The organism is Desulfosporosinus shakirovi, assembly GCF_020595055.1.
Classification (GTDB): domain Bacteria; phylum Bacillota; class Desulfitobacteriia; order Desulfitobacteriales; family Desulfitobacteriaceae; genus Desulfosporosinus; species Desulfosporosinus shakirovi.
In genome coordinates this window covers 269,813-295,136 of record NZ_JAJDOO010000001.1, presented here as the reverse complement: position 1 = coordinate 295,136, position 25,324 = coordinate 269,813, and the positions used below count along the sequence as shown (strand labels likewise).

22 protein-coding genes and 1 pseudogene are annotated in these 25,324 nt (G+C 42.9%); 20 read left to right on the top strand and 3 right to left on the bottom strand.

From position 1 onward, the window contains the following. The first annotated feature begins 14 nt into the window (after positions 1-14). The 9 genes from LJE72_RS01495 to LJE72_RS01455 all read left to right on the top strand — a co-directional run bounded on the left by LJE72_RS01495 (position 15) and on the right by LJE72_RS01455 (position 7,870). Positions 15-2,282: an HD family phosphohydrolase gene (locus LJE72_RS01495; RefSeq protein ID WP_229245530.1), complete on the top strand. Its 2,268-nt coding sequence runs from the start codon at positions 15-17 to the stop codon at positions 2,280-2,282. Between the two features lie 155 nt (positions 2,283-2,437). Then, complete coding sequence (gene ybeY, locus LJE72_RS01490) at positions 2,438-2,911, top strand: rRNA maturation RNase YbeY (RefSeq protein ID WP_229245528.1); 474 nt, start codon at positions 2,438-2,440, stop codon at positions 2,909-2,911. Between the two features lie 42 nt (positions 2,912-2,953). Continuing rightward, positions 2,954-3,337 (top strand): diacylglycerol kinase family protein, encoded by a 384-nt coding sequence (locus LJE72_RS01485; protein ID WP_229245517.1) that lies wholly within the window; start codon positions 2,954-2,956, stop codon positions 3,335-3,337. A 75-nt stretch (positions 3,338-3,412) separates the two neighbouring features. Next, entirely contained in the window at positions 3,413-3,814 is a 402-nt protein-coding gene (gene cdd, locus LJE72_RS01480; protein ID WP_396390167.1) for a cytidine deaminase, read from the top strand. A 463-nt stretch (positions 3,815-4,277) separates the two neighbouring features. After that, a complete protein-coding gene (gene era, locus LJE72_RS01475; protein WP_229245515.1) occupies positions 4,278-5,189 on the top strand; it encodes a GTPase Era in 912 nt (303 codons plus the stop codon). Between the two features lie 5 nt (positions 5,190-5,194). Beyond that, the gene (gene deoC, locus LJE72_RS01470) at positions 5,195-5,830 is read left to right on the top strand and encodes a deoxyribose-phosphate aldolase (protein ID WP_248286139.1); all 636 of its coding nucleotides are present in this window, start codon (positions 5,195-5,197) and stop codon (positions 5,828-5,830) included. Between the two features lie 101 nt (positions 5,831-5,931). Further along, positions 5,932-6,675, top strand: a complete 744-nt coding sequence (gene recO / locus LJE72_RS01465; protein ID WP_229245514.1) for a DNA repair protein RecO — start codon at positions 5,932-5,934, stop codon at positions 6,673-6,675. Positions 6,676-6,685: 10 nt separating this feature from the next. Continuing rightward, a complete protein-coding gene (locus tag LJE72_RS01460) occupies positions 6,686-7,144 on the top strand; it encodes a DUF4342 domain-containing protein (protein WP_229245512.1) in 459 nt (152 codons plus the stop codon). Positions 7,145-7,306: 162 nt separating this feature from the next. Then, a complete protein-coding gene (locus LJE72_RS01455) occupies positions 7,307-7,870 on the top strand; it encodes an NUDIX hydrolase (protein ID WP_229245510.1) in 564 nt (187 codons plus the stop codon). A gap of 207 nt (positions 7,871-8,077) precedes the next feature. On the opposite strand, the gene LJE72_RS01450 is transcribed toward LJE72_RS01455, so the two are convergent. From LJE72_RS01450 to LJE72_RS01440, 3 genes are read right to left on the bottom strand one after another with little or no spacing between them, the layout of a single operon-like run. Further along, positions 8,078-8,983, bottom strand: coding sequence for a glycine betaine ABC transporter substrate-binding protein (locus LJE72_RS01450; protein WP_229245508.1), 906 nt, complete (start codon positions 8,981-8,983; stop codon positions 8,078-8,080). A gap of 38 nt (positions 8,984-9,021) precedes the next feature. Continuing rightward, positions 9,022-9,660: an ABC transporter permease gene (locus LJE72_RS01445; RefSeq protein ID WP_229245507.1), complete on the bottom strand. Its 639-nt coding sequence runs from the start codon at positions 9,658-9,660 to the stop codon at positions 9,022-9,024. A gap of 13 nt (positions 9,661-9,673) precedes the next feature. Then, positions 9,674-10,804: an ABC transporter ATP-binding protein gene (locus tag LJE72_RS01440; RefSeq protein WP_229245505.1), complete on the bottom strand. Its 1,131-nt coding sequence runs from the start codon at positions 10,802-10,804 to the stop codon at positions 9,674-9,676. Positions 10,805-11,495: 691 nt separating this feature from the next. Between LJE72_RS01440 and glyQ the strand changes: the two are divergent. From glyQ to LJE72_RS01385, 11 genes and pseudogenes are all read left to right on the top strand, one after another. Beyond that, positions 11,496-12,377, top strand: a pseudogene (glyQ, locus tag LJE72_RS01435) (glycine--tRNA ligase subunit alpha); the annotation flags it as partial. 97 nt (positions 12,378-12,474) lie between these two features. Further along, on the top strand, positions 12,475-14,553 hold the full coding sequence (glyS, locus tag LJE72_RS01430; RefSeq protein WP_229245503.1) for a glycine--tRNA ligase subunit beta: 2,079 nt from the start codon (positions 12,475-12,477) through the stop codon (positions 14,551-14,553). 351 nt (positions 14,554-14,904) lie between these two features. Then, the gene (locus LJE72_RS01425) at positions 14,905-15,609 is read left to right on the top strand and encodes a FadR/GntR family transcriptional regulator (protein WP_229245501.1); all 705 of its coding nucleotides are present in this window, start codon (positions 14,905-14,907) and stop codon (positions 15,607-15,609) included. A gap of 428 nt (positions 15,610-16,037) precedes the next feature. Continuing rightward, positions 16,038-16,334 carry a UxaA family hydrolase gene (locus LJE72_RS01420; RefSeq protein WP_229245494.1) on the top strand — a complete coding sequence of 99 codons (297 nt, stop codon included), beginning with the start codon at positions 16,038-16,040 and terminating at the stop codon, positions 16,332-16,334. Continuing rightward, the gene (locus LJE72_RS01415; protein WP_229245493.1) at positions 16,324-17,478 is read left to right on the top strand and encodes a UxaA family hydrolase; all 1,155 of its coding nucleotides are present in this window, start codon (positions 16,324-16,326) and stop codon (positions 17,476-17,478) included. The genes LJE72_RS01420 and LJE72_RS01415 overlap by 11 nt, the downstream gene beginning before the upstream one ends. A gap of 211 nt (positions 17,479-17,689) precedes the next feature. After that, positions 17,690-18,949 (top strand): nickel-dependent lactate racemase, encoded by a 1,260-nt coding sequence (larA, locus tag LJE72_RS01410; protein WP_229245492.1) that lies wholly within the window; start codon positions 17,690-17,692, stop codon positions 18,947-18,949. Positions 18,950-19,164: 215 nt separating this feature from the next. Beyond that, positions 19,165-20,148 carry a tripartite tricarboxylate transporter substrate binding protein gene (locus LJE72_RS01405; protein ID WP_229245491.1) on the top strand — a complete coding sequence of 328 codons (984 nt, stop codon included), beginning with the start codon at positions 19,165-19,167 and terminating at the stop codon, positions 20,146-20,148. An 84-nt stretch (positions 20,149-20,232) separates the two neighbouring features. Then, entirely contained in the window at positions 20,233-21,750 is a 1,518-nt protein-coding gene (locus tag LJE72_RS01400; RefSeq protein WP_229245490.1) for a tripartite tricarboxylate transporter permease, read from the top strand. After that, complete coding sequence (locus LJE72_RS01395) at positions 21,737-22,192, top strand: tripartite tricarboxylate transporter TctB family protein (RefSeq protein WP_229245489.1); 456 nt, start codon at positions 21,737-21,739, stop codon at positions 22,190-22,192. Before LJE72_RS01400 ends, LJE72_RS01395 begins: the two co-directional genes overlap by 14 nt. A 257-nt stretch (positions 22,193-22,449) precedes the next feature. Continuing rightward, a complete protein-coding gene (locus LJE72_RS01390) occupies positions 22,450-24,123 on the top strand; it encodes a methyl-accepting chemotaxis protein (protein ID WP_229245488.1) in 1,674 nt (557 codons plus the stop codon). 363 nt (positions 24,124-24,486) lie between these two features. Beyond that, positions 24,487-25,209, top strand: a complete 723-nt coding sequence (locus LJE72_RS01385; protein ID WP_229245487.1) for a FadR/GntR family transcriptional regulator — start codon at positions 24,487-24,489, stop codon at positions 25,207-25,209. Positions 25,210-25,324 lie beyond the last annotated feature (115 nt).

The following is a 25,324-nucleotide window of genomic DNA, read 5'->3' as shown; positions in this document are numbered from 1 at the left end:
ATTGGGAAGTAAGGATGATGGTATTGAAGATAAAAATGTTCAAAACGATCTGGGATGAGCTGTCTAGCCGTTTTGATTGGCTTAAACATCACACCACTTGGTTGCGGGCCATTGTTGGGGTGATGTATTTTCTGTTGCTTACAGTTTTGTTATCTTCCAATATTTTTGTATCTACATTGCATTTAGAAGTAGGAGAGCCTAGTCCTCAGCTTATTACTGCACCGTGGACCAGGGTTATTGTAGATCAAGCAAAGTATACTCGAGATAAGGAAGCTGCGGCAAAGGCTGTTCCGCCCGTGTATAAGCCGGATGAGGAGTATTTGACCTTGTTGACCAAAGAAGTCGGAAATGCGTTTATCTCACTGCGCGAGGCCTCAGATGATAACAACATCAGCGAACTTAAGAAATTAGAGTCTTTCGCGAGTTTGCCGGAGAGTTTATTAACGTCTCTGATTGAAACTGTGCCCGATGAATTAGATAAGGCCGAAAAAACCGGCAGAGATATTATCTTAAACAAAGCACGCAGTTTGGAGATTGGAGCTCGGACTAGCGAAGATATGCCAGCGTTTCGTGATCGGACTAAAGCAGATTTAGACCAGTCCGAATTGAATGAAGATTTTAAAGTTTTTTTTAAGGCCTTCGTAGACCGAGAACTGACGCAACCAACCTTGATCGTGGATGAAGCAACTATGGATGTGTTGCGTGCGGCAGCACGAACTGCAATAAAGCAGGAGGAACTTCATTACAAGGCTAACCAAAAAATCGTGGGGGTTGGTGATATTGTCGATGAGACAATTTACGAAGTACTGGTTGCCTATGGTTTGATTAACAACCAAAATACAGGGAAATCAGTGGCAGGTATTGCCATGATTGTGCTTATTGGAATGGGCTCGATTTTACTATACTTATTTCAGTATAAAAGGGATATATTCCGAATGACTAACCGGCTTGTGCTTATCGGACTTACTCTTAGTTTGGTTTTGGCCATTGGGAGAGCAGTGATCGCTTTAAATTTGGGGACTGACTTTAATAGTTTGTCAGGTATTCTTATTCCAATAGCTTGGGCGACCATGACAGTTGCGATTCTAGTTGGCGTGGATATAGCTATTATGGTTTCCTTGGTCTTAGCGGTTTTTGTATCTGTTTTAGTGGATCCTGCTCTTTCGACCTCTTTCGGCCTGCATTCAGGCGTAGTGGCGCTCTTTGGCGGGATTGTCGGTGTTTACAGTGTTTCTCGTTTAAGTCAGCGTTCTGATTTGGCGCGTGCAGGGATATTTGTATCTGCCGTTAACGTTTTGGTGATCAGTGGGATTGCGTTAACCTCAGACATGCGTTTAGCTGTTTGGGTGGTTGGTGTGATCTTAGGGATTGTCAATGGCTTAGCGTCTTCGTTTTTGACAGTGGGGGCCTTACATTGGTTTGAGTCAGGATTTCATATTACGTCATCCGTTCGACTATTGGAACTATCCGACCCTAATCGACCGTTACTGAAACGCTTATTGTTGGAGGCTCCGGGGACATACCATCACAGTATTCTAGTAGGCAATCTGGCCGAAGCGGCTGCGGAAGCCGTTCAAGCGGATGCTACGTTGGTTAGAGTTGCATCGATGTATCATGACATTGGCAAGTTGAAACGTCCTTACTTTTTTATCGAAAATCAATTTACCCAAGATAACCCTCATGATAAGATCGCTCCCACTCTAAGCTCGTTGATTATCACCTCTCATGTCAAAGATGGGCTGGAGCTGGCGAAGGATAATAAACTTCCGGTGCAGATCCAAGATATTATTGCTCAGCACCATGGAGACAGTCTGGTAAGCTTCTTTTACCATAAGGCTCTTGAGGAATATGAAAATGTCCCAGAGGAAACTTTCCATTATGAAGGTCCCAAACCCCAGACCAAAGAGGCAGCCTTAGTTGCTCTGGCGGACAATGTCGAAGCTGCTGTAAGATCTATGAAACAACCAACTCCAGGGCGGGTCGAAGGATTTGTTCGGAAGATTATCAAAGACAAACTGAACGACGGACAACTGGATCAGTGCGATTTGACGTTTCAGGACTTAGACCGGATTGCAATGGCCTTTGTACGTGTTTTGAGCGGGATTTTCCACTCTCGGGTCGAATATCCGGAGATGCCAAGTATTAAGGAGAGTAATAATCATTCAATGCATAAGAAACTTGTGGAAGAAGTGGGTCAAGAGGATGAGGCAAGCTCTCAAAAGGAAAAGCAACCGGAAAGTCCTGAGGGAACAGTTGAAAATATAGTTTCACGAGAAGGATAGATAAGGTTAGGAAAAAACAGGCACAATGAAATTAGGAAGAAGATTAACAAAGGTTATCGTAAGATGATAAAAACAAGCTGATTTTGAAATTTGAAATTTGAAAGGGGGAAGGGTAGACCACATTCCGGCTCATAGGAGGGTTTGCTCGAAATTGTGTGATCATAGATATCTCTTGGGAAGAAGAATCGATCTTGAAGGAACAGCGTGAACCGCTGGCGACTATGTTAAATAAAGCTATTAACGAGGCTGTCCGACTGTCAGATGGCTCGGAAGAGGCAGAAGTAAGCCTATTGCTAGTGGATAATCAACGCATCCATGCCTTAAATCTTGAGTATCGAGGAGTAGATCGGCCAACGGATGTTCTTTCTTTTGCCTTACAAGAAGAGATGAAGGAAGAACCGGAAATTGAGGAAGAGGACGAGATGCTTGGGGATATTGTGATCTCTGTCGAACGGGCAAGAGATCAAGCGCAGGAATATGGGCATTCCTTCGAGCGGGAGATTGTATACCTGGCTGTCCATGGGACTCTCCATTTATTAGGCTTTGATCATGAAGAAGAGAATGATCAACAAGAAATGCGCAGTAAAGAAGAAGAGGTAATGGCTAAGTTGAAGTTAGAGAGAGTATAGCAATACGCTAAGAGCTTATAACTTCAAACGGAGGGATAACAGATGGGGATTCATCATAAACCGGGGTTTTTGCGTAGCCTAAAGCAAGCTTGGCGTGGAATGATATACACTGTGAGGACTCAGAAGCACATGCAGTTTCACGTAGTTGCAGGTATTAGTGTTTTGCTCTTTGCTTGGTGGAGCAGGGTTACACGGTTTGAATGGTTGATTCTTATTTTGGCGATTGGGAGCGTCATTAGTGCGGAGGTCATGAATTCCGCCATTGAAACGGTGGTTGATATGGTGCAACCGAACTATCACCCTCTAGCAGGAATTGCGAAAGATGTTGCGGCAGGGGCTGTTTTAGTTACCGCGATCCAAGCAGTTGTGATCGGGATAATGGTTTTTGCCCCTGCATTGATGCGATTTACGAGAGGGATCTTTTAGGCAGGAGGGGGATTTAACTCTGTGAAGCAGGATCAATCTCAAACGATAGAGAGAATGGAATCAGAGCTGGTAGGTATGCTCGATCCTAAGCTCATACAAGAACTTATTGACCGGGCCAAAGCAGCATATGATCAAGCGTATGTGCCCTATTCCCATTACCCAGTTGGGTCGGCAGTGCTGTTTTCATCAGGAAAGATTTATAGTGGATGTAACGTGGAGAATGCCAGTTATGGTTTAACGGTTTGCGCAGAACGAAATGCAATTTTTCAAGCGATTGCTCGTGGAGAACGAGAATTGAAAGGAATAGTTATTGCTGTTCCAAGTGAGGTTTTTCCATCTCCATGCGGCGCATGCCGACAGGTAATTCGTGAATTTGCTGTGGATTGTCCGGTCATTCTTATGAATGGTCAAGGACATTTGCGGTGGACAAGTTTGAAAGTGTTGTTGCCGGAGGCGTTTGGGCCGGAGTTTCTCTAGGGGACTTGTGTGTACATCGCTCGGTCTTACGACGCAGAGCAAACTAACCGTTCAATCTCTTGGTTTTGGGGAGCGGGGTTCAGCCCATGAAAACACCGTTTTCGCACGGATTACTCTTCTTGCAGGATGGCGGGAGGGGACCCTGTACACTGCCCCGTATGTGTGGGGGCGCTTGAACGGAAGTTTGCTAGGCTGCTAAGGGCAAAGACGTTGCGATCGTGTGATACTGTGTCCCGGGACTTGGAACGGGGAATGAGGTTAAGACTGCTTGGGAGAAGGCGCATTTCATGTGCACCTTCCTTCTTACGGGGTGCTTATGTTATTGAGCTGTTCTGAGGGTGTGTGAAATTCTTTAAGAATACCTACTCAAATGTCTGCTGAATAGACGTTATCAGTTAAGGTTATGGTAGTATATAGATAACATGAAAAATTAATGCTATAAGATAGGGAAGTGACTTCACCGTTGGGTTCATTAAAATCAGATGGATTTCGTTCAGGTTTTGTGTCTGTTATAGGAAGACCGAATGCAGGGAAATCAACCTTGCTTAATCATTTATTAGGACAGAAAGTGCTTATCATGTCCGATAAGCCTCAGACTACCCGTAATCGAATCCAGTGTATCTTGACCGAGGAGCGGGGACAGATTGTTTTTTTGGATACGCCTGGAATACATAAGCCAAAGCATAAGCTCGGAGAGTTCATGGTTGGTGCGGCTAAGGAATCTATGCGAGAGGTTGATGTGATCCTTTATATGGTGGATCTTTCGGCGGATTTCGGTGCTGGGGAAGAGTTTATCATTGAAATGCTCAAGCAAACAAAGACTCCATGTGTGCTTGCTTTGAATAAAGTTGACTTATTGAGTAAAGATCAGTTGATGCATAAAATTCAGCAATTCTCAAGTTTGGCAGATTTCAAAGCTATCGTACCTATTTCTGCAAAAACCGGGGAAAATACGGATGAACTGTTAAGAGTGATTTTTGATAAAATGCCTGCGGGTCCGATGTATTATCCCGAAGATGAAGTGACTGATCAACCGGAACGTTTTATTATGGCTGAGTTAGTGCGCGAAAAGGTACTTCAACTGACCCGAGATGAGGTTCCGCATTCGATTGCTGTCGTGATTGAAGAGGTTGAAGAAAAGAAGACTTTGGTTAAAGTGCGAGCCTTGGTTGTGGTTGAGCGAGATTCTCAAAAAGGGATTATCATCGGGGCAGGGGGTAAACAACTTAAGGAAATTGGCCGCTTGGCTCGTTTGGATATCGAGGCTTTGTTGGGCAGTAAGGTGTTTTTGGAGCTTTGGGTTAAAGTTAAAAAAGATTGGCGGAATAGGCCGGATAGCTTGCGAAACTATGGCTATGGAAAGGAAAAGGGATAATAAAGATGACTATTGCAGGAATAACTGATCACACATTATTAAAACCTCAAGCGTCTGAAAAGGATATTGTGATACTTTGTCATGAAGCTCAACAGCATAAGTTTGCGGCTGTTTGTGTTAATCCCTGTTATGTGCAAACAGCTTCTAAAATTTTGCATGGGACGGGGATTTGTATTGCCGCTGTTGTGGGTTTTCCATTAGGAGCGACGTATACAGAAGTTAAAGTTCAGGAAGTTTTTATGGTCAAAGCACATGGCGGTAAAGAAGTGGATATGGTCATAAATGTCGGCATGGCAAAATCAGGAAATTGGGAAGCGGTTGAGCGGGATATTACCAGAGTGGTGGAAGCTGCCCATGAGTGCGGGTTAATCATAAAGGTTATTATCGAAACCAGCTTGCTTACTGAAGATGAGAAAAAATCGGCGGCCGAGATTGTTAAACGTTCGGGGGCAGATTTTATTAAAACTTCAACTGGCTTTGCAGGAGGGGGAGCCACCATCGAGGATGTGCGTAATCTGAAAAAATGGGTTGGAGAAAATGTTAAGGTTAAGGCATCAGGTGGAATCAGGACGAAGGAGTTTGCCCTTGAGCTCGTGGAGGCTGGAGCGGATAGGTTGGGGACGAGTGCGGTACTTGTGTGAGGACTTGTGTGTACATCCTTTAAAGCACAAAGTTAGCTTTTCATCCACAATAAATGCATACTAAGATCATAGAATAGAAAAAATAGAAAGGGTGAGTGGGCGTGGCCGTTTATCATGCGGACGCGTTGGTGATCCGCAGCAAGCAATTTGGTGAGTCGGATCGTGTACTCACTCTTTTTTCCCGTGAGTTGGGGAAGCTTCAAGCTGTGGCAAAAGGGGTTCGCAAACCCAAGAGTCGTCAAAGAGCGGGAGCTCAATTATTTACATATGGGGATTTTCTGATTCATCGGGGGAAGAGTCTGGATACCGTCAGTCAGTGCAGCCCTAAGGAGAGTTTTCCACATCTTTGGAATGATCTGGATCGGTCATTTGCTGCTACCGGGATTTCTGAGCTGTTAGATATCTCGACAATACCTGATCAGCCTAATACGGAACTCTTTACACTTACCTTGACCTGTTTTTTTCTACTGGAACAGTTTGATCCGGCTCTTGTGCTTAGTGCATACTCTTTGCGGTTAATGGAAGTTTTGGGTTATCGTCCGCTTCTGGGGGAATGTGCCGAGTGTGGGGTTAGCGTGAAGGGGGATCGGATGTTTTTTAGTTTAGAAGCTGGTGGTACTTTATGTGGGAAGTGTCAGGAGAACTATTCGGGGCGATGGATTCGGGCAGGCAGTATTGCATTTATGCGTCAACTGATTCGTGCTGATATTACTAAGCTGGACCGTATGCGCTGGGGGGCTTGGATGCAGCAAGAGATTTTGGAGACATTGCGACTTTATCTTGAGCATAAGTTTGAGCGTCCTCTTAAATCGTGGAGGATGGGAAGTTTAACACAGGATTCATAGGAGAGAAGTTTTGACGGAAAGGAAGGCAAAGAAAATGAATGAACCTTGGACAGAACTTGAAAAGATAGATGTTTTGCGTGAACGAATGGGGATTGGATACGAAGAGGCTCGTACGGCCTTAAACTTGGCTCAGGGTGATTTACTGAAGGCTTTGGATGATTTGGAGAAGGTTCGAAATGGTTTAGGGCAAGACTGGAATTTCGAAGAGAGTGGACAGGGGATCTTGGATAGTGTCAAATCTACCATATCAAATATTAGTCACTCTACAATCAGCCTTAAACGGCATGACAATACGATTATCAGCCTTTCAGCGCCCTTGGGACTTGCTCTGGCGTATACAATTTGGAGGAAGCCTGGTTTGCGATTGCTGGCACTTGTAGGCGCTGTAGGGGCGGCGATTAATCATTTTGAGTTGGAAGTTGCCTCTAAAGAGGATTATTCTCACGATGAAGGAACGGGAGAGTTTTAGTTTGCTATTTGATATTTTTGCTAAATAAGTGACTTGGACATTAGCGTTATTTAAAATTACTAGGATTTCCTATTTGAAAATAGTTGCTTTAGCCATGTAGAAGTATTTAAGCTGTTTAAATTAGATTTACAAGGATAATTCTTGTATGAAAAGAGAGAGAATATGGAGTTCGTCGAATCAATCAAAAGATATATTCCATATAATGAGCAAGAGGAAAAGGATAAAGAGGTAATTCTAAATTGCTTAGGGGTATTTGAGGACGTTTTAACGAGAAATAATAAGATTGCTCATTTCACAAGCTCCGCTTTCGCAGTAAATAGTTCAAGAGATAAAGTGCTTGTAATCCATCATAATATTTATGATTCTTGGTCCTGGACAGGTGGACATGCAGATGGGGAAAAAGACCTTTTGGCTGTGGCCATTAAAGAATTAAAGGAGGAAACTGGAGTTAATAATATTCACTTGGTTACTTCGGGCATATTTTCTTTGGACATACTTCCAGTGTTAGGTCATATGAAAAGAGGGGAGTATGTATCCCCGCATCTACATTTATCAGTGGCATTTTTGATGGAAGCTGATGAGAATGACGCTCTGATTGTTAAAGAAGATGAAAATAGCGGTGTTAGATGGATTTCGTTAGAAAAATTGATTGAATATAGTAATGAACCTCATATGCATAAGGTGTATGCGAAGTTTATCTCTAAAATTAAAGAATTAGGGAGTTGATAGTTTAATTCACGTGACGTGAGTTAGAACCTAAAAGGGGCCGTAAGAAAACTTCAGATTTTTTCAAGCTGGTGGTGTGTTATCCCAAAATAGAGGACTGTACACCTTTGAAGTGGTGAACAGTCCTCTATTATATAAGGAGATTACAGATAGAGTGGGGATGTGATAAACTGGAAAAAGTTTTACTACATCCCCTTTTAGGTTCTGTTATATTAGGCCTTGGGCCTTAAGCCATTCGCTTGCAACATCTTTAGAAGTTTTCTTATCCAGATCAACCTTGGCGTTTAGTTGTTGCATTACTGAATCATCGAGTTTGCCTGCCAAAGAGTTAAGGGCATCTGCAAGCTCTGGGTGTTTGGCTAACGTATCATTACGGATAATTGGAGCAGCGTAATAGGGTGGAAAGAAATGCTTGTCATCCTTTAGTACTTTCAGATCAAAGGCAATAATTCTTCCATCTGTAGCATAGGCAGGGCACACGTCCGCTTTGCCGTCTTTGAGGGCACTGTACATAAGGCCGGCATCCATTGCCTTAACATCCTTGAATTCTATGCCATACAATTTTTGGATACCCTTATATCCGTCATCCCGCTCAAGGAATTCCGGCTCAGACGCCATGACTAAATCAGGTGCATGCTTAACCAGATCACTGAAGGTTTCAACACCAAACTTTTCCGCATCGGCTTTTCGCAGCGTTAGCGTATAGGTATTATTAAACCCAAAAGGCTTGAGCCAAGTAATGTCTTTTGTTTCTTTGTACATTTTACTTACCGTATCATAAGCTTCATCTGGGTCAGTTATGACCTCTTGTTCAAGTTGTACCGTCAAAGCCGTTCCTGTGTATTCAGCATAGATGTCAATATCCCCGGCATCTAATGCTTTCGAGGCAACCATTGTTCCTCCGAGCCAGGGTTTAGTTTCGACTTCAAGATCAGTTTTAGCCTCAACTACTCCAGCCATTAAGTAAACTAAAATTTCTTGCTCTGTAAAGTTCTTGCCACTAATGACGACTTTACCTCCTGCTCCGTCTTTCCCGTTAGCTGAGCAACCCGCTATACTGAAAACCAAAAGTAATATAACTGCCAGAGCCCCATATATTCTTGCTTTTTTCATAAGTTTTCCTCCTCATAAATTGAACTCGAGCTTATTGACTAATTAGCCCTACTGCCTTTAGGCGTGACCCTAATCTCAATCCATTTGAACAAATAATCAATCATCAAAGCCAACAGTGCAGCCGGGATTGCGCCTGCTAGAATTAGTTCATTGCTAGACATTGAAACCCCTCTGAAAATCAGATCTCCCAACCCGCCAGCTCCAATCAAAGCAGCGAGAGTCGCTACTCCTACAATAAGAACTGTCGATGTCCTTATCCCAGCGATAATAACAGAGAGTGACAGAGGTATTTCCACCATAATTAGTACCTGGCTTGAAGTCATTCCCATACCCACTCCTGCTTCAATAGCAGCTTGGTTTACCCCCACTATACCCGTATAGGTATTGCGAATGATGGGTAATAATCCGTAAATAGTTAAGGCCACAATAGCAGGAAAAAAACCTATCCCTATTAGGGGGATCATTAAACCGAGTAGGGCAAGGCTTGGAATTGTCTGTGCTACAGCCGTCACACCAATTACCGGCTCCGCTATTCTGCGATAACGGGTTAGTACGATTCCTAATGGAACAGCAATAACAATCGCAAAAAAGAGGGCGACAAATGTTAACTGAAGATGTTCGCTGAAAGCTGTAACGATAGCAGGCCAACGATCCTGGACAACTGAAAATATTTCCATAGCCCCTTCCTTTCTAGGAATCCGTAGTTCCATTTCCGTATTTATGTGCCATGACATCCACTAAACTAGACCTGGTAATAACACCTACCAGCGTCCCTTCAGCGCTGAGCACAGGCAGACTGGACACATTGTTTTCACTAATGATATCGATGGCCTCGCTTAATGGGCGGTCTCTCTGAATTGTCGAAAAACCCTTTACCATAATATCTTGTAGGGTTAACGTTTCGTCATTGTAATGTTGTTGGATATCCCATGCTTTGGCAATACCTAGATATTTATTCCCCGGTCCAGTCACAAGCAAGCTGTCAACTTTATGTTTATGCATAAACTTTATAGCTTCAGCCAAACCACGGTTAGGACTCGATGTTACAGGTTTAACCATTACCTCTTCAACATCAGGCAGTATTCCGGCGGCATTAAGCCTGTCTTGGCCTATAAAGGAGCTTACAAAATCATTGGCTGGGTGGCGCAGGATGTAGTCCGGGCTGTCTAACTGCACGATTTTTCCTTCTTGCATAATACAAATACGATCCGCGATTTTGAGGGCTTCATCCATATCATGAGTGACGAAGACAATGGTTTTCTTAATTTCCTGTTGAAGCCTAATAAGCTCGTCCTGTAGTTGTTCGCGGCTGATCGGATCTAAGGCGCTAAAGGGCTCGTCCATTAAGATAATCGGCGGCTCGGCGGCCAGTGCTCTAATAACTCCTACCCTTTGTTGTTGACCACCGCTTAATTCTGCAGGATAACGATCGCGATAAGTGTTCGGATCTAAGCCGACCATCGATAAAAGATCATCCACTCTTTGCTGGTAGCTTGAAGCATTCATTTTTTTGAGTCTCGGTACCAAGGCTACATTCTGACCAATTGTCATATGGGGCAAGAGTCCGATATGCTGGATGACATACCCAATATTACGCCGTAACTCGACTGGATTTTCCTGACTGATATCCTTATCAGCTATCCAGATCTTACCTTGTGTCGGTTCAGTTAATCGGTTAATCATTTTCATGGTGGTGGTTTTGCCACAGCCACTGGGCCCGATTAAGACAAACAGTTCTCCTTCATCAATCTGAAAAGATATATTATCCAAAGCTTTAAATCCCTCCGAGAATACTTTGGATACTTTATCAAATCGTATCATTTCAACACCTCCTCCTAGGTTAGAATTCTCTTAACTATAGATTTAAATACAGATGTACCTTACAACTTGTTTTACAGCATTAAGTTGCCTGTAAATAAATTTTACCACCTATCGCCATACCATGCAACCTATAAAGAAAGGGTATCTACCAAGATAGGGGTATACACCAGATTTTTCTAATATACCTCAATTTATCATCTTGTATGCTTCAAATGAGCTAATTAGGTCATTTAACATTCTATTTTTATACCTCACGGCTGGGTAGGGAGGCCAGATTTGACACAATTTCTTCTTCAGCATATAATAATTAAAATTAATACCTTTTAAATAGCGATGATGGGAAAGAAGTTCATGGAGCCTTTCTTTAGCGAGTTCGGGTGGGTGGAAGCCGAATGAGAGGACGTGGATGGGGCAACTCTGAGCACATAGAACGAAGGGGACCTTGATGAGGGGTCAAACAGGGTGGAACCGCGGGAACAAGCTCTCGTCCCTGTAGCTTAAAATGCTACGGGGGTGAGGGTTTTTTTGGGTCTTTTAAAGTAAGGGGCCATTGCACGTTCACACGTTGATACAAGTCAAGTGCAGATACAATTTGAGGAACCCTCTCAGACTTGCACACTTGCATCAACTTGCATGCCAGCAGATTAATCCAGTGAATTAGACTAATTCGATTCTATGAGGAGGCGTATCTATGAAGTTCCAAGATATTATCTTAACCCTTAACCAGTTTTGGGGAGAACAAGGGTGCATTATTGCGCAGCCATATGATGTTGAAAAAGGGGCGGGTACTATGAACCCGGCAACTTTTTTAAGGGCTCTGGGACCCGAGCCCTGGAATGTAGCTTATGTTGAGCCGTCTCGCAGACCTACGGATGGTCGTTATGGAGAGAACCCTAATCGGTTACAGCACTATTTTCAATACCAAGTCATTCTTAAGCCCTCTCCTGACAATGTTCAGGAGCTATATTTGCAGAGTCTGGAGCGGCTGGGAATTAATCCTCGTGAGCATGATATTCGGTTTGTAGAAGATAATTGGGAGTCACCAACTTTGGGGGCCTGGGGGTTAGGCTGGGAAGTCTGGCTGGATGGAATGGAAGTGACTCAGTTTACGTATTTCCAACAGTGCGGAGGGATTGACTGCAAACCGGTTTGTGCTGAAATCACTTACGGATTGGAGCGCCTGACCACTTATATCCAAAACAAAGATAATGTTTATGATATTGAATGGGTTGGAGATATTACCTACGGGGATATTTATCTTCAGAATGAAATAGATTACTCACATTATAATTTTGAAGTGGCGGATATTGAAGCATTGCAAACTTGGTTTGATATGTATGAGCGTGAGGCCAAACGGGTTGTTGAGAAGGGTTTAGTGCTTCCAGCCTATGATTACGTGCTGAAATGCTCGCATACGTTTAACCTGCTGGATGCTCGGGGGGCAATCAGTGTCACGGAACGCACAAGTTACATTACGCGGGTGCGTGGGTTGGCTCGTCTTTGCGCTCAAGCATATGTAGAGCAGCGAGAGAAATTGGGGTTCCCCTTACTTAATAGGGATAGGGTAAGGGAGCATCAAAACACACATGAAGCTTTGCTTAACCCGCAAGAACAAATGCACTCGAACCTCGAACAACGAACCTCGAACAACGATTTGGAGGTGGAGTAAGATGGCGAACGATTTTTTGCTTGAAATTGGAACGGAAGAAATCCCAGCTAAATTTTCTCCAGGGGCCATGACCCAGTTGGAAGAACAGGCACGCAAACGCTTAGCAGAGCTCCGCTTAACATATAAGGAAATTAAGGTTTTTGCCACCCCTCGTCGTCTGGCTCTTTTGGTAATGGAACTTGCGGAAACTCAAGAAGATTTATCCATGGAGGTCAAGGGGCCGGCTGTCAAAGCCGCCTATGATGCCGGTGGAGCACCCACGAAGGCTGCCCAGGGCTTTGCCAGAGGGCAAGGCGTGTCGGTAGAAAATCTTTTTGTTCAAGAGGTTAATGGGGTGCCCTATGTATTTGCTCGAAAATCAGAAGTTGGGCTTAAGACTAAAGAACTCTTACCTCAGCTTGCTATTGATACGATTAACTCTTTGCATTTTCCAAAGCCAATGCGTTGGGGTGAACTCGATTTTCGTTTTGCTCGGCCTATTCGTTGGATTGTTGCACTTTATGGTTCAGACGTCGTTCCCTTCGAGTTCGTAGGTCTTGAGTCTGGACGCTCCTCCCGCGGGCATCGTACTTTAGCGACTGAGGGGGTAGTGATTGGCCAACCCTCGGATTATCGCGAAGCTTTACGTCAGGCTTATGTGATCATCGATCCGGAGGACAGAAAGACAGCTATCTTAGCTCAATTGAAAATTCTTGCTGAGAAGGTCGGTGGCGATGTACCTGCAGATGAAGAACTTCTGGGTGAGGTGATTCACCTTGTGGAGTATCCAACGGCTTTATTAGGCGGAGTGGCTTCTCAATACATGCATTTACCTGAGGCTGTGATTACAACTCCTATGCGAGAGCATCAACGGTATTTCCCGGTCCGATCTCGGGACGGAAAACTTCTGCCCTATTTTATTACGGTGCGAAATGGAAATGATTTCGCTTTAGATATGGTTAAAGCCGGAAATGAAAAAGTGTTGAAAGCTCGCCTGGAAGATGCGGCCTTCTATTATAGGGAAGATCAAAAAGTTTCACTGGCAGAATTAGTGCCTAAGTTAGGGAAAATTGTGTATCACGAGAAATTGGGCACGGTTGAACAACGGGTTGAACGCTTACGCGGTTTATCTCTATTCATGGCAGAGTGTCAGGGGTTCGGAGTAGCTAAGCAAGAAGAGATCGATCGAACTGCTTATTTAGCTAAAGCGGATCTAGTAACCTTGATGGTCAGTGATTTCCCCGAACTGCAAGGAATCATGGGTGCGGACTACGCCAAAGCCAGTGGAGAGAAGCCTGAGGTCTGTCAAGGAATACTTGAACACTATCAACCTCGTTTCGCAGGAGATGTGACGCCGGCCTCTGATTCAGGGCGTGTGGTCAGCATTGCAGATAAACTAGATGCGATTGTTGGGGCATTCAGCATTGGGATTCAACCTACAGGGTCTCAAGATCCTTATGCTCTCAGAAGGCAAGCGCAGGGGATTGTGGCAATCCTGTTAGAGTCAGGGTGGGATCTTTCCTTAAACGAGCTTATTCGGGAGTCCTACAGCCTTCTTGAGAAGCAAGGAACGGTTCCTTTGCCCATTGGAGACATCTTGCCTTTGTTACTGGATTTCTTCCAACAAAGGGTGCGTTTCGTGCTTCAGGAACAAGGTCTGCGCTATGATACTGTGGATGCGGTTTTGGTGCTTGGCAGTGATGAGATTAATCGTGTGGTTAAAAGAGCTCGGGTGCTTTCTGAAAAACGGGTGGAAGAAGCTTTTGTCCTTTATGCCCAAACCTATACTCGTTGCTTTAACCTTACCAAAAAAGAACCGACTTTAGAGTTAGATCCATCCCGCTTGGTCGATGGGACGGAAATAGCTTTAGCTGACGCAATATCCTCTCGCAGACAGAGTTTTGATCAGATGATTGGCTTGGGAAATTATGAAGAGGCCTATGATCTTGCTTGGGAACTGATCCCGCAAATCGAAGCTCTTTTCCAAGCGGTCATGATTATGGTGGAAGATGAGAACTTGAAAAGGGCACGTTTAGCTTTGCTCAGTCAATGTGTAGGCATGTTAGGATGCTTAGGTGAGTTAAGCGTCTTGGCTTATTAAGGAATTAGTTAAGAAGTAAAGTGACCTTTAAGACTTAGTAGAGAAGTACTGAGGGTTATAATTAGTTAAATGTTGGAATAATATGGTTTGAAGAACAATAATTAACTGATATTGTCAAAAACTAGCCTTTTAGCAAAGGACCGTAGCAAAGTTTTGTTACGGTCCTTTGAGTCAGCGACATAAAATATTACCCATTAGCCTTTATGAAAATAGCTGAGCCTCATGTCTTGATATTATGCTATGACGATTAAAAAAGTTATAAACACAAAAGAGTGATCTTTTGATTAAAAATTATGCTTAAACTTTTTATGATATAATACCAAAGTAAAAAAATTAAGGTCGGTGGGCATTATGTTTGAACCTGTTAAACTATACGGTAACCTATCCGAAGACATTATAAATCAGATTATGCAAACAATTAACAACGGCGAGCTTAAGCCGGGTGATAAGTTACCTCCCGAACGCGAAATGAGCACCATGTTTTCTGTGAGCCGGACAGTGATTCGGGATGCTCTGAAAACGTTAGTTGGGTTAGGCATAGTTACAATCCGGCATGGTATGGGGGCTTATATTAACGAAGTGGATGGAACAGAAGATATCTCTCGATTAGCGTCCCTACTTCAGATCTCACGGGGGACCATCGAAGAGCTATTTCAGGTCCGGGAGGTTTTAGAAAGCCAAGCTGTGATTTGGTGTACTCAGAAAGCAAATGAGCAGGATCTTAAGCAACTCGAGCATATTGTTCGGAAAGGAAAAGAATTAGGAGATGTCGAAGAGTCGAAGTTTGCTTTACTTGATGCGGAATTTCACCTGAAGATTGTGGAGGCAGCAGGTAATCGGGTTCTGATGAGACTGATGATTAACCTGTTAGATTTACTTGGGGAAAATAGGGCTAGAGTCCTAATGGTTCCGGGGCAGCAACGTTTATCCGTGCTGGATCATGAAACCATTGTCGAAGCAATGAAACAAAGAGATCCTAAATTGGCGCAACAAAGAATGCTCATTCATTTAGCGAATGTTAGAAAAGCCATTCAATCTGTAGCCCAGGTTTCTTAACTTTGTTAATATAATAGCCAAGTTTGGCAACATTTTTTTCCATTGTTATACCTAGTAAGGCTTTTGACCTCGTGTAAGTCTAGGTGTTTTAAAAGATTTATAAACTTTTGGACTATAGTTTTATAGCTGAGGGGGTGGTAAGTTTATTTGTAAACTCTTGATCAATATAAAGAAGTTTAAACCTCAAAGGACTGAGGTTAGGCTCAAAAAGTCTTATAGGATATTGAATTTGTGAAAAAACCCTCTTGACAAAGAAAGCAAAAGGGTTTATATTATCAAAAGAAGTGGTAATACCACATACCACATACCACATACCACATGCCATCCGTTGCGTTCTTTATGAAACCGATGCGTGATTGAAAGTAAGTGGAGGTAGCAAGAAACATGTTTACCAAGCAAGCAAAAATCTTAAACAAGGAGGGGCTATCATGAGCAGCCACAAATTTCTGGTTCACGAAGATGGCGACTATGTAGGTGTTGCTGTCAAGAACATTCAAGCTGGCGAAAAAGTACTAGGGGTGGAAATTCATAGCGGAAAAGAATATCAGGTAAAATCAAATCACGATATTCCGCTCGGTCACAAAATCGCTCTCCAAGCGATCAAGAATGGTGAAGCTGTCATTAAATATGGAGAGAACATTGGAATCGCAACTGCCGATGCTAAAATCGGGGATTGGGTCCACACACATAACTTAAGAACTGCGAGGTGGGATTATGGAAACTAAGATTTCAGGATATCGTAGAGAAAATGGAAGAATCGGAATCCGTAACCATGTAATTATTTTACCTGTAGATGATTTATCAAATTCTTCTTGCGAAGCGGTCGCGCACAATATTGCTGGAACATTGGCCCTTCCTCATCCTTATGGACGTCTTCAATTCGGTGCCGACCTTGACTTGCACTTCAAAACTTTGATTGGTGCTGGACGCAATCCGAACGTTGCCGCTGTTGTCATCATTGGGATTGAACCGAACTGGGCTAAAATAATTGCCGATGGAATTGCTGAGACGGGTAAACCGGTTGCTTATTTCGGTATCGAAGGATATGGCGATCTAAAAACAATCGAAAGAGCTTCTCGTAAAGCTCAAGAGTTCGTTCAATATGCTACTTCCTTAGAAAAAGTTGAATGTGACATCAAAGATCTCGTAGTCAGCTTCAAATGCGGTGAGTCTGATACGACTACTGGCTTGGCTAGTAACCCAACGGCTGGAGTTGTCGGGGATCGCTTAGTTGAAATGGGCGGCACTGTAATCTTTGGTGAAACTCCGGAAACAACCGGGGCTGAGCATATTCTTGCCAAACACTTTGCAACTCCTGAACTCAGTGAGAAGTATCTTAAGATCCATAAAGACTACATGGATCTTATCGAATCTAAAGGTGCAGACCTTTTGGGAACTCAGCCGACTCAAGGTAACATTGCAGGTGGTTTAACAACGATTGAGGAAAAAGCGTTGGGCAATATTACAAAAGCAGGAAAGTCACCAATTGTTGGTGTTCTTGCTCCATGTGAAGAGCCAATCGCTCCAGGGCGCTATTTTATGGATACTTCTTCAGCAGCTGCAGAGTGTGTTACCTCCATGATGGCTGCCGGTGCAACCTTACACATCTTTATCACTGGACAAGGTAATATCGTTGGAAATCCCCTTGAGCCTGTGGTCAAGATGACTGCAAATCCAAATACTGCTACTTCAATGTCTGAGCATATCGATGTGGACATTAGTGGTGTACTGTCACGTGAAATAAACATGGAACAAGCAGCTGATAAAGTGATGGAGTGCGTCATAAAAACGGCTCGTGGTCGATTGACGGATGCTGAAGCCTTGAACCATAAAGAATTTGTTCTCACTCGTCTCTATCCCAGTGCGTAATTGATCCCTTTCCTAAACTGGATTAGTTCCGGGGTTTAAGATTTAATTTTAGTAATTATTAAATCTTAAACCCTTTTTTCAATAATGCGATGAGACAGGAAAGGGTAGTATGCTTTGGAGTGATAAGTCCTCTTACATCTATATGAGCTGATTTTTTCAGGAGAGACTTTCTTTGGAAGAATTTTTAGTTTCCTTTTTTGGAGGGAGAAATATGCAAATAAAGGTTCCTTATGGTCAAGAAAAACAGTCTTGCAACGTACCAGAATCGGTACAATGCATGTATGGAAAACTTCGTCAGGTTGTACCTGAGCTAGACCCATCAGCACAGATACATTTAGCAATAAAGAACTTGATCGGAGATATTCAGCGGGATAAATTGGTCAAAGCCCAAAAAATTGCGATTGCAGTAAGTGACCTTACACGTCCAGTACCAAGTCGATTGATCTTAGAAGAAGTCGTCTCTTGGTTGAATCAATTGGGTATAAATGAAGATCAGATTATTGTCATTGTCGGTGGAGGATTACATCGCCCTGCGACGCCTGAGGATATTAAGTCTATGTTAGGAGTAAATCTAATAAGCCGAATTAAAACCATTGTCGCACATGATGCCGAAAATATAGCAATGTTAGAGTATTTAGGGACTTCCACTCAGGGAACTCCTGTATATGTTAATAAAAATTTTGCCCAGGCCGATTATCGAATCGTTACTGGAATGATTGATGCTCACCAGTTTATGGGCTTCACAGCAGGAGTCAAAGGAGCCGTCATTGGTTTAGGAGGGCGTCCCACTATCACTGGAAATCACGCATTGTTATTTAGTCCTGGGGCTGAATTAGGTCGCTTAGAGGATAATCCGGCTCGTCAGGACTTAGAGGACATTGGGAGAATTGTGGGCGTAGATATGATCGTGAATGTTGCTCTTAATGATAAAAAGCAGGTAGTCAAAGCAGTCGCCGGGCACCCTGTAGAGGCTCATCGATTGGGGGTAGATTATGCCAAAGGGGTTTTCGGGGTTCCTATGAATCCTGCTGATATTGTGATTGCTTCGCCAGGGGGATTTCCTAAAGATATTAATATTTACCAAGCTCAGAAGGCACTTACGCCTGCCTCCCAGATTGTTAAAGGAGGTGGAACTATTATTCTCGTTGCTCAGTGTATAGAAGGGTCAGGGGAAGAAAGTTTCGAACAGGAAATGTCGTTATATGAAAACCCTCATGAAGTATTCGAATCATTTGCCTCTAAAGAATTTGTCATTGGTCCTCATAAAGCTTACCTTTGGAGTAGAACGTTACTGAAAGCAAGGACAATAATTGTTTCTGACCAAATTCCCCCTACACTAGCTAAAACATTGATGGTCGAAGTGGCATCTTCACTACAGGAAGCGTTGGATAGGGTATTGCCCGATTATTCTTCTCCCACCGTAGCCGTTTTGCCTTATGCATCTTCAATGATACCTATTATTAATAGATAATCTTAGAAAATTACTTAACTTTAAATCCTCAACTAGTAAAATCTAGTCTGTCCTCTGGCAGAAGGTCTCTGCAAAACTTGTTTTAACTATCAATGCCTGATTTAAAGAAATAAAAACAATGTTTAAGGAGGTGATCTGAGTTAATTGGAACAATCAACGTTTAGGTTTAAAAGGATAAAAATTAGACAAAAAGAAAAGAAGGGGAGTTAAAAGTGATGAAAAAAAACGAAAAGATGGTTTTGATTATTGGGATTGTTGTAATTTTAGCCCTTGCTTTAACAGGATGTGGCCAGACATCAATGGCTACTAAGGAAGAATACCCTACCAAACCCCTTAGTATGGTGATTGCCTTTAGTGCTGGTGGTTCCAGTGATATCCAAGCTCGTATTATGCAAAAATACTGGAACAAATATGTTCCAGAGCAACCTTGGGTATTTAACTATAAGGTTGGCGCTGGCGGAGCTATCGGTTTTGCAGAAATTGCAAAGGCTCAGCCAGACGGCTATACTCTCGGTGGTTTAAATGTACCCCATATGATTCTTCAACCAATGGCCCAGGGTGCTCAATTTAGTATTGATGATTTTGAGTATATTTCTCAAGTAGTGACGGATCCTCAAGTGCTAGCAGTTCAAAAGGACAGTCCGTTTAAAACCTGGAAAGAAGTTATTGACTATGCTAAAGCCAACCCTAACAAGCTCAAGGTCGGTATTGTAGGTACTTTTTCAGGTCATCATATGATGCTGCTTGATCTTCAAGACAAAACAGGTATTGAAGTTACTCAGGTTGTTTACAAAGGTGCTGCTGACCAAAATGCAGCGCTTCTCGGTCAAGAAATCGATCTTATGATTGGTAACGTCAATGATGTTATGCGCAGTATGGAGAATATGAACATCCTAGGAATTGCGGCTGAAAAACGTAATGACTTTTTGCCCGATGTTCCAACGCTTAAAGAAACTGGACTTGATCTAGTATCCGATATTCGTCGTGGATTCGCAGTGCCGAAAGGTACTGATCCTGAGAAAGTGAGATTTCTCCGTGATGCCTTCAAGAAGATCCAAGAGGACCCAGATTACCTCGCAGACATGAAAAAAGCCGGACAGCCTACTGATAATATGTCTGGGGAAGAGTTTGACAAGTATGTTCACGAACAACAAGAGTATAATAAAAATCTTCTAACCAAGTTTAATTTAATTAAGTAAATTGAACTTCTCAGTTTATTGCGAACTGACAGGGGGCGGGCGAACTGCCAGCCCCCTTCTATTTGTGAAAAGGAGGCTGGAATTATGCTGGAACACATTCTTACAGGGTTTACCAATAGTATGATGCCCTTTAATTTTTTACTCATCATCGTCGGTCTAACGGGTGGGATTGTCATTGGAGCACTCCCTGGTCTAACTGCTACGATGGGAGTGGCTTTGATGGTTCCAATTACCTTTGCCATGAATCCAATTAGTGGACTGGTTATGCTCGGGGCAATCTATTCCGGAGCCATCTATGGTGGGTCCAACTCTGCGATTTTAATTAACACTCCTGGTACCCCTTCTTCGGTGGCAACCACGTTTGACGGTTGGCCAATGACTCAAAAAGGGGACGCTGAGGGAGCTTTGAATGCTTCATTATTAGCATCTGCTTTCGGCGGAGTAATCGGTACTTTGTTTCTTTTATTCCTTGCTGCTCCAATGGCACAATTAGCACTCAAATTTGGAGCACCGGAATTTTTCTGGCTCTGTATCTTCGGACTTAGTACAATCGCCTCCATGTCCCAGGGCAATGTAGTGAAAGGATTAATATCGGGGGCTTTGGGTATGCTTGTTAGCACCATTGGTCTTGACCCTCTTGAAGGGTTGCCCCGTTTTACCTTTGGTTCGTATTCTTTAGTTCAGGGTATTGAAGTGATACCGGCTATGATTGGTCTCTTTTCCTTCTCGCAGGTTATCACCTTAGTCGGGAGTAAAAATAAATTTATTGCCGAATACAAAGGTAAAAGAGGCGCAACTCTGCGTGTGGCAAAGAAACTATGGAAGGACGCCAAGGCTAACCTATTACGTTCCTCTATTATTGGTTCTTTTGTAGGTATTTTGCCAGGCGCTGGTGGAGAGATTGCATCGATTATCTCTTACAACGAAGCAAAACGTTGGGATAAAAATAAGGCGAATTTCGGAAAAGGTATCATTGAAGGAGTTGCGGCCAGCGAATCAGCCAACAATGCAACGATCGGCGGCAGCTTGATTCCGATGTTAACTTTGGGTATTCCTGGTAGTGCTGTTGCAGCCGTTATAATGGGAGCCTTGTTAGCGCATGGTATTCAACCAGGCTTTAAGATCTTTACAAATAATGCTGAGCTTGCCTATACTTTTATAGTTTCTTTAATTGTCGTTAATATCGTGATGGTTTTTGTGGGGGCCTTCCTTATCAAAGGGACTGCTAGAGTCCTAAATGTTCCAACTTCCTATATAGGTGTTGCCATAGTTTCCCTCTCGATTATTGGTTCTTATGCAATTAGAAACAGTATGATTGATGTGATGGTTATGATTTTCTTTGGTCTAGTGGGATACTTTGGTGGGAAAATAGGCTTTGATACTGGTGCAATGGCCCTGGGAATTATTCTGGGACCCATTGTAGAAGATAATCTGAGTCGATCTATATCAATAGCGGGTGCTGAGGGTTCTGTACTCAAGGTTTTCTTTACTCACCCGATCGCTTTGTTATTAATAATTCTGACGATTGTTTCAGTGATGACACCCATGTTCTTAACTAAGCACCGTTCTAAAAAGGAGGCGGTAGTGAATGACGAAGCGTAAATCTAATTTACTTGCTGGACTGGCTATTATTATAGTAGCCATTGTCTTTATGGTTCAGGGGTTCGAACTTAGTGAGCGCAGTAATGCCTTGCCATTTGTTCTTGAAATTTTTCTGATTGTAACTGGAATCTATCTGCTCTTCCAAGGCATAAAAACAAATGCCGCCGAAAAGATAGAAGAAGAGGAAGCAAATCTTAACTGGGTAAGGGCAACGGTGATTGTCTTTGCTACATTTATTTATGTAGCTTGCGTTGTCTATATCGGGTTCTATGTCTCAACGTTTGTCTATCTAATATTAGGTTCCTGGTATCTGAACGAAAGAGGGTTAACACTTTTTGCGTTGACAGTCTCTACAATTTTCAGTGTAGTGATTTCGGTAGTACTATATTTAACATTTACCGTTTTCCTGCTCGTGCCAACTCCTTCTGGATTCTTTTTTTAGTTAAGCAGAATAGTTCCTATTAGGTGTACAATTAGTTGAGCGCTTGGTGCAGGATGTATAGTCTTTGCACCTCTCTCTATTTATGCTGTCAAAATGTTTAATATCTGTTTACTAATCTCATTCGTCAAGCAGATGGATTTAATACAATTAGAAGCAATCGAAACCCGCATCCATTCTGCTGTAAAGTGAATGCTTGTTGGGAGCTGGGGAAAGGCTCCAATACTCTTCAATAGTATAGATGGGAAGGGGACACAACTATGAAACTATCGACAAGACTTCTCACAAGTTATACCGTGTTAATCCTGATTATCTCTGTGATCATGGGCTTAGTGTGCTCAATGGTTATGAATTTGGGTGGGGTTGTAATAAACCTAGACGGTTATCAGGTTCCCATGCAATCGATAGCCAAGGACTTGTCTCTTCAGTTAACCAGACAAGCGGCTGGAATTCGGGGGTATCTGGCGACCGGAAATGAGAAGTTCGTTCAAGAGTTACAAGATGCTACGAATAAAAGCGAACAGGATTTAAGGTTTTTACAAGTTAATGCTGTCAATCAAGAAATACTTGCTCCTGTTATTGCAGCTACGAGTAATTACACTCCACACCCTCTAAAAATGGTAGAATTGTATAAGACTGAGGGGCAAGAGGCCGCAATTAAATATATGACACTAATTGCCTCAGTTGAGAATGTGGCTGCTCAAAACACAGTAAACGATTATGTTGCCTATCAACAAAGCCAGTTACAAAAAGAAGCGGCCAAAGCTCCCGTCATAGTGAGCAGAATTATACGTTTTGCACTTATCCTGCTCGTATTGGCCATAATCACTGCTGTTGTTGTACTAATCATATTGATTCGCTCGCTCAAAGGATCTATTGCAAAAGGTCAAGAAGTAGCAGAGGCATTAGCTCAAGGAAACTTAGCCGTCGAAGTTCAGGCAAGCAACGACGAAATTGGGGTGCTTGTCACCAACTTAGGGAAGGCGGCCAATAACCTTAGGAATTTAATTAAAAAGTCAATGGGTATGACTCAAGAGGTAAACCAAGCTGCGACGGATTCCGCCGCTGCAGTCAAAAACATCGCCAGTAGCGCTGAGGAGATTGCTGCCTCCACTGAACAGGTTTCCGCAGGTTTGCAGGAAACGGCGGCTGCCGCTGAAGAAATAGCTGCCTCTAGTAATGAACTCAAGATTTTGATTCGTGGATTGGAAAATATGGCAATTCAGGGAAGCGAAAAAGCTGAAGAAATTAAACACCGGGCGCAGGGGCTTAAAAGCGAAGTGATCGTAGCCAAAACAAAAGCCACAGGGATATATGAGCAAGAAGAACAAGCTTTAGCAAAGGCTATCGAAGAGTCTATGGTTGTGAAAAGGATTGTAGATCTTACAAAATCTATTTCTGGTATAGCAGAGCAAACTAATTTATTAGCATTAAACGCCGCGATTGAGGCAGCGAGGGCAGGTGAAAATGGCAAAGGGTTTGCAGTAGTCGCCGAAGAGGTTCGCAAGTTAGCAGAACAATCTTCTATTACTGTCCAAGAAATCGAACAATTAGTGGGGCAGGTTATCAATGCGACTGAAAACTTATCTAAGGGGGCTGTTAATGTATTAACTTTTATCAACGATGTAGTAACACCCGACTACGACAAATTAGTACAAACCGGTAATCAATACGAACATGATGCAAAAACGGTATTTGTGCTAACCGAGGGGTTTTCAAGGACTGCAAAACAGTTAACAAAGGTAGTTAATGCTGTATCTATTGCCATAAGCAATGTAACACAAACTATTGGACAGGGAGCTTCAGGGGCTGAAGAGGTTGCAGCTGCGTCTGGAAGTGTGTCAAATGAGTTAGAGCAAGTAAATCAGACTATGGTTCAATTAAGTGAACAAGCTAGTATTCTTTCTGAAGAAATCTTAAACTTTAAGGTATAATAGTATTAGAGAAACTGTAAATAACGTCTGAAATGAAAAAAGTGTGAATATCATTTGCTTAATGCTTTTTCGGCCAGTAGATGTCTTAGTCGTAGTGGGTTCTCTGTCATTCTTGGCTGTTTTCTTCTTCCTACCTTAGGTTGGTCACAATCCAAGTCGGAGGCCTCGCCAGCGACTGATTGTTCAAAGAATGAGTTCAGTACCTAAAGCTCTGGCGAACACAAAGGCAGTAGCCATGGTCTTTCCTTTCCCGACTTAAGGATTACCTTACTGAACATATGTTTTGAGATAATTCCTGCCTTAGGCGATACGTGTTGACTATGGGTTAGTCCCTTTGGTAAAAAATTAAGGTCGGTGGTCGTTATGTTTGAACCCGTTAAACTTTATGGTAACCTATCTGAAAGTATTGTAAATCAGATTATGCAAGCAATTAACAACGGAGAACTTAAATCAGGTGATAAGTTACCTTCTGAACGCGAAATGTGTAACATGTTTTCAGTAAGTCGGACTGTGATTCGAGACGCCTTAAAAATTCTGGTTGGGTTAGGTGTAGTCACGACTCGGCACGGGATGGGGGCTTATATTAACGAAGTGGATGGAACAGAAGATATCTCTCGATTAGCATCCTTACTCCAGATCTCACGGGGGACCATTGAAGAGCTATTTCAGGTCCGGGAGGTTTTAGAAAGCCAAGCTGTGATTTGGTGTACTCAGAACGCAAACGAGCAGGATCTTAAGCAACTCGAGCATATTGTTCGAAAAGGAAAAGAATTAGGGGATGCCGAAGAGTCGAAGCTCGCTTTACTTGATGCTGAATTTCACCTGAAAATCGTGGAAGCTGCAGGTAATAGGGTCTTGATGAGATTGATGGTTAACCTGTTAGATCTACTCGGAGAAAACAGAGCCAGAGCGCTAATGGTTCCAGGGCGGCAACGCTTATCTGTTCTGGATCATGAAACAATTGTTGAAGCAATTATTCTAAGAAATCCTGATTTAGCCCATCAAAGAATGCTGAGTCACTTAGCGAATGTTAGAGAAGCTATTCAATCTGTGGCTCATGCCCCGTCTTCGGAGGTTTGGGAGTAGATTCGTTGACGAACGTGTAAAAGGATTACTATTTGAAACTCGGATGTAATACCACATACCGTGCGTTGTTTCGATGAATATTGAGATGGTAATAATTGTAAATAGGAAGGGTGGC

Coding starts and splice junctions, on each gene's coding strand:
- LJE72_RS01495 (WP_229245530.1), top strand. CDS start 15: ATGATGGTATTGAAGATAAAAATGTTCAAAACGATCTGGGATGAGCTG.
- LJE72_RS01485 (WP_229245517.1), top strand. CDS start 2,954: ATGGGGATTCATCATAAACCGGGGTTTTTGCGTAGCCTAAAGCAAGCT.
- cdd (WP_396390167.1), top strand. CDS start 3,413: ATGCTCGATCCTAAGCTCATACAAGAACTTATTGACCGGGCCAAAGCA.
- deoC (WP_248286139.1), top strand. CDS start 5,195: ATGACTATTGCAGGAATAACTGATCACACATTATTAAAACCTCAAGCG.
- LJE72_RS01455 (WP_229245510.1), top strand. CDS start 7,307: ATGGAGTTCGTCGAATCAATCAAAAGATATATTCCATATAATGAGCAA.
- LJE72_RS01450 (WP_229245508.1), bottom strand. CDS start 8,983: ATGAAAAAAGCAAGAATATATGGGGCTCTGGCAGTTATATTACTTTTG.
- LJE72_RS01445 (WP_229245507.1), bottom strand. CDS start 9,660: ATGGAAATATTTTCAGTTGTCCAGGATCGTTGGCCTGCTATCGTTACA.
- LJE72_RS01440 (WP_229245505.1), bottom strand. CDS start 10,804: ATGATACGATTTGATAAAGTATCCAAAGTATTCTCGGAGGGATTTAAA.
- glyS (WP_229245503.1), top strand. CDS start 12,475: ATGGCGAACGATTTTTTGCTTGAAATTGGAACGGAAGAAATCCCAGCT.
- LJE72_RS01425 (WP_229245501.1), top strand. CDS start 14,905: ATGTTTGAACCTGTTAAACTATACGGTAACCTATCCGAAGACATTATA.
- LJE72_RS01420 (WP_229245494.1), top strand. CDS start 16,038: ATGAGCAGCCACAAATTTCTGGTTCACGAAGATGGCGACTATGTAGGT.
- LJE72_RS01415 (WP_229245493.1), top strand. CDS start 16,324: ATGGAAACTAAGATTTCAGGATATCGTAGAGAAAATGGAAGAATCGGA.
- larA (WP_229245492.1), top strand. CDS start 17,690: ATGCAAATAAAGGTTCCTTATGGTCAAGAAAAACAGTCTTGCAACGTA.
- LJE72_RS01405 (WP_229245491.1), top strand. CDS start 19,165: ATGAAAAAAAACGAAAAGATGGTTTTGATTATTGGGATTGTTGTAATT.
- LJE72_RS01400 (WP_229245490.1), top strand. CDS start 20,233: ATGCTGGAACACATTCTTACAGGGTTTACCAATAGTATGATGCCCTTT.
- LJE72_RS01395 (WP_229245489.1), top strand. CDS start 21,737: ATGACGAAGCGTAAATCTAATTTACTTGCTGGACTGGCTATTATTATA.
- LJE72_RS01390 (WP_229245488.1), top strand. CDS start 22,450: ATGAAACTATCGACAAGACTTCTCACAAGTTATACCGTGTTAATCCTG.
- LJE72_RS01385 (WP_229245487.1), top strand. CDS start 24,487: ATGTTTGAACCCGTTAAACTTTATGGTAACCTATCTGAAAGTATTGTA.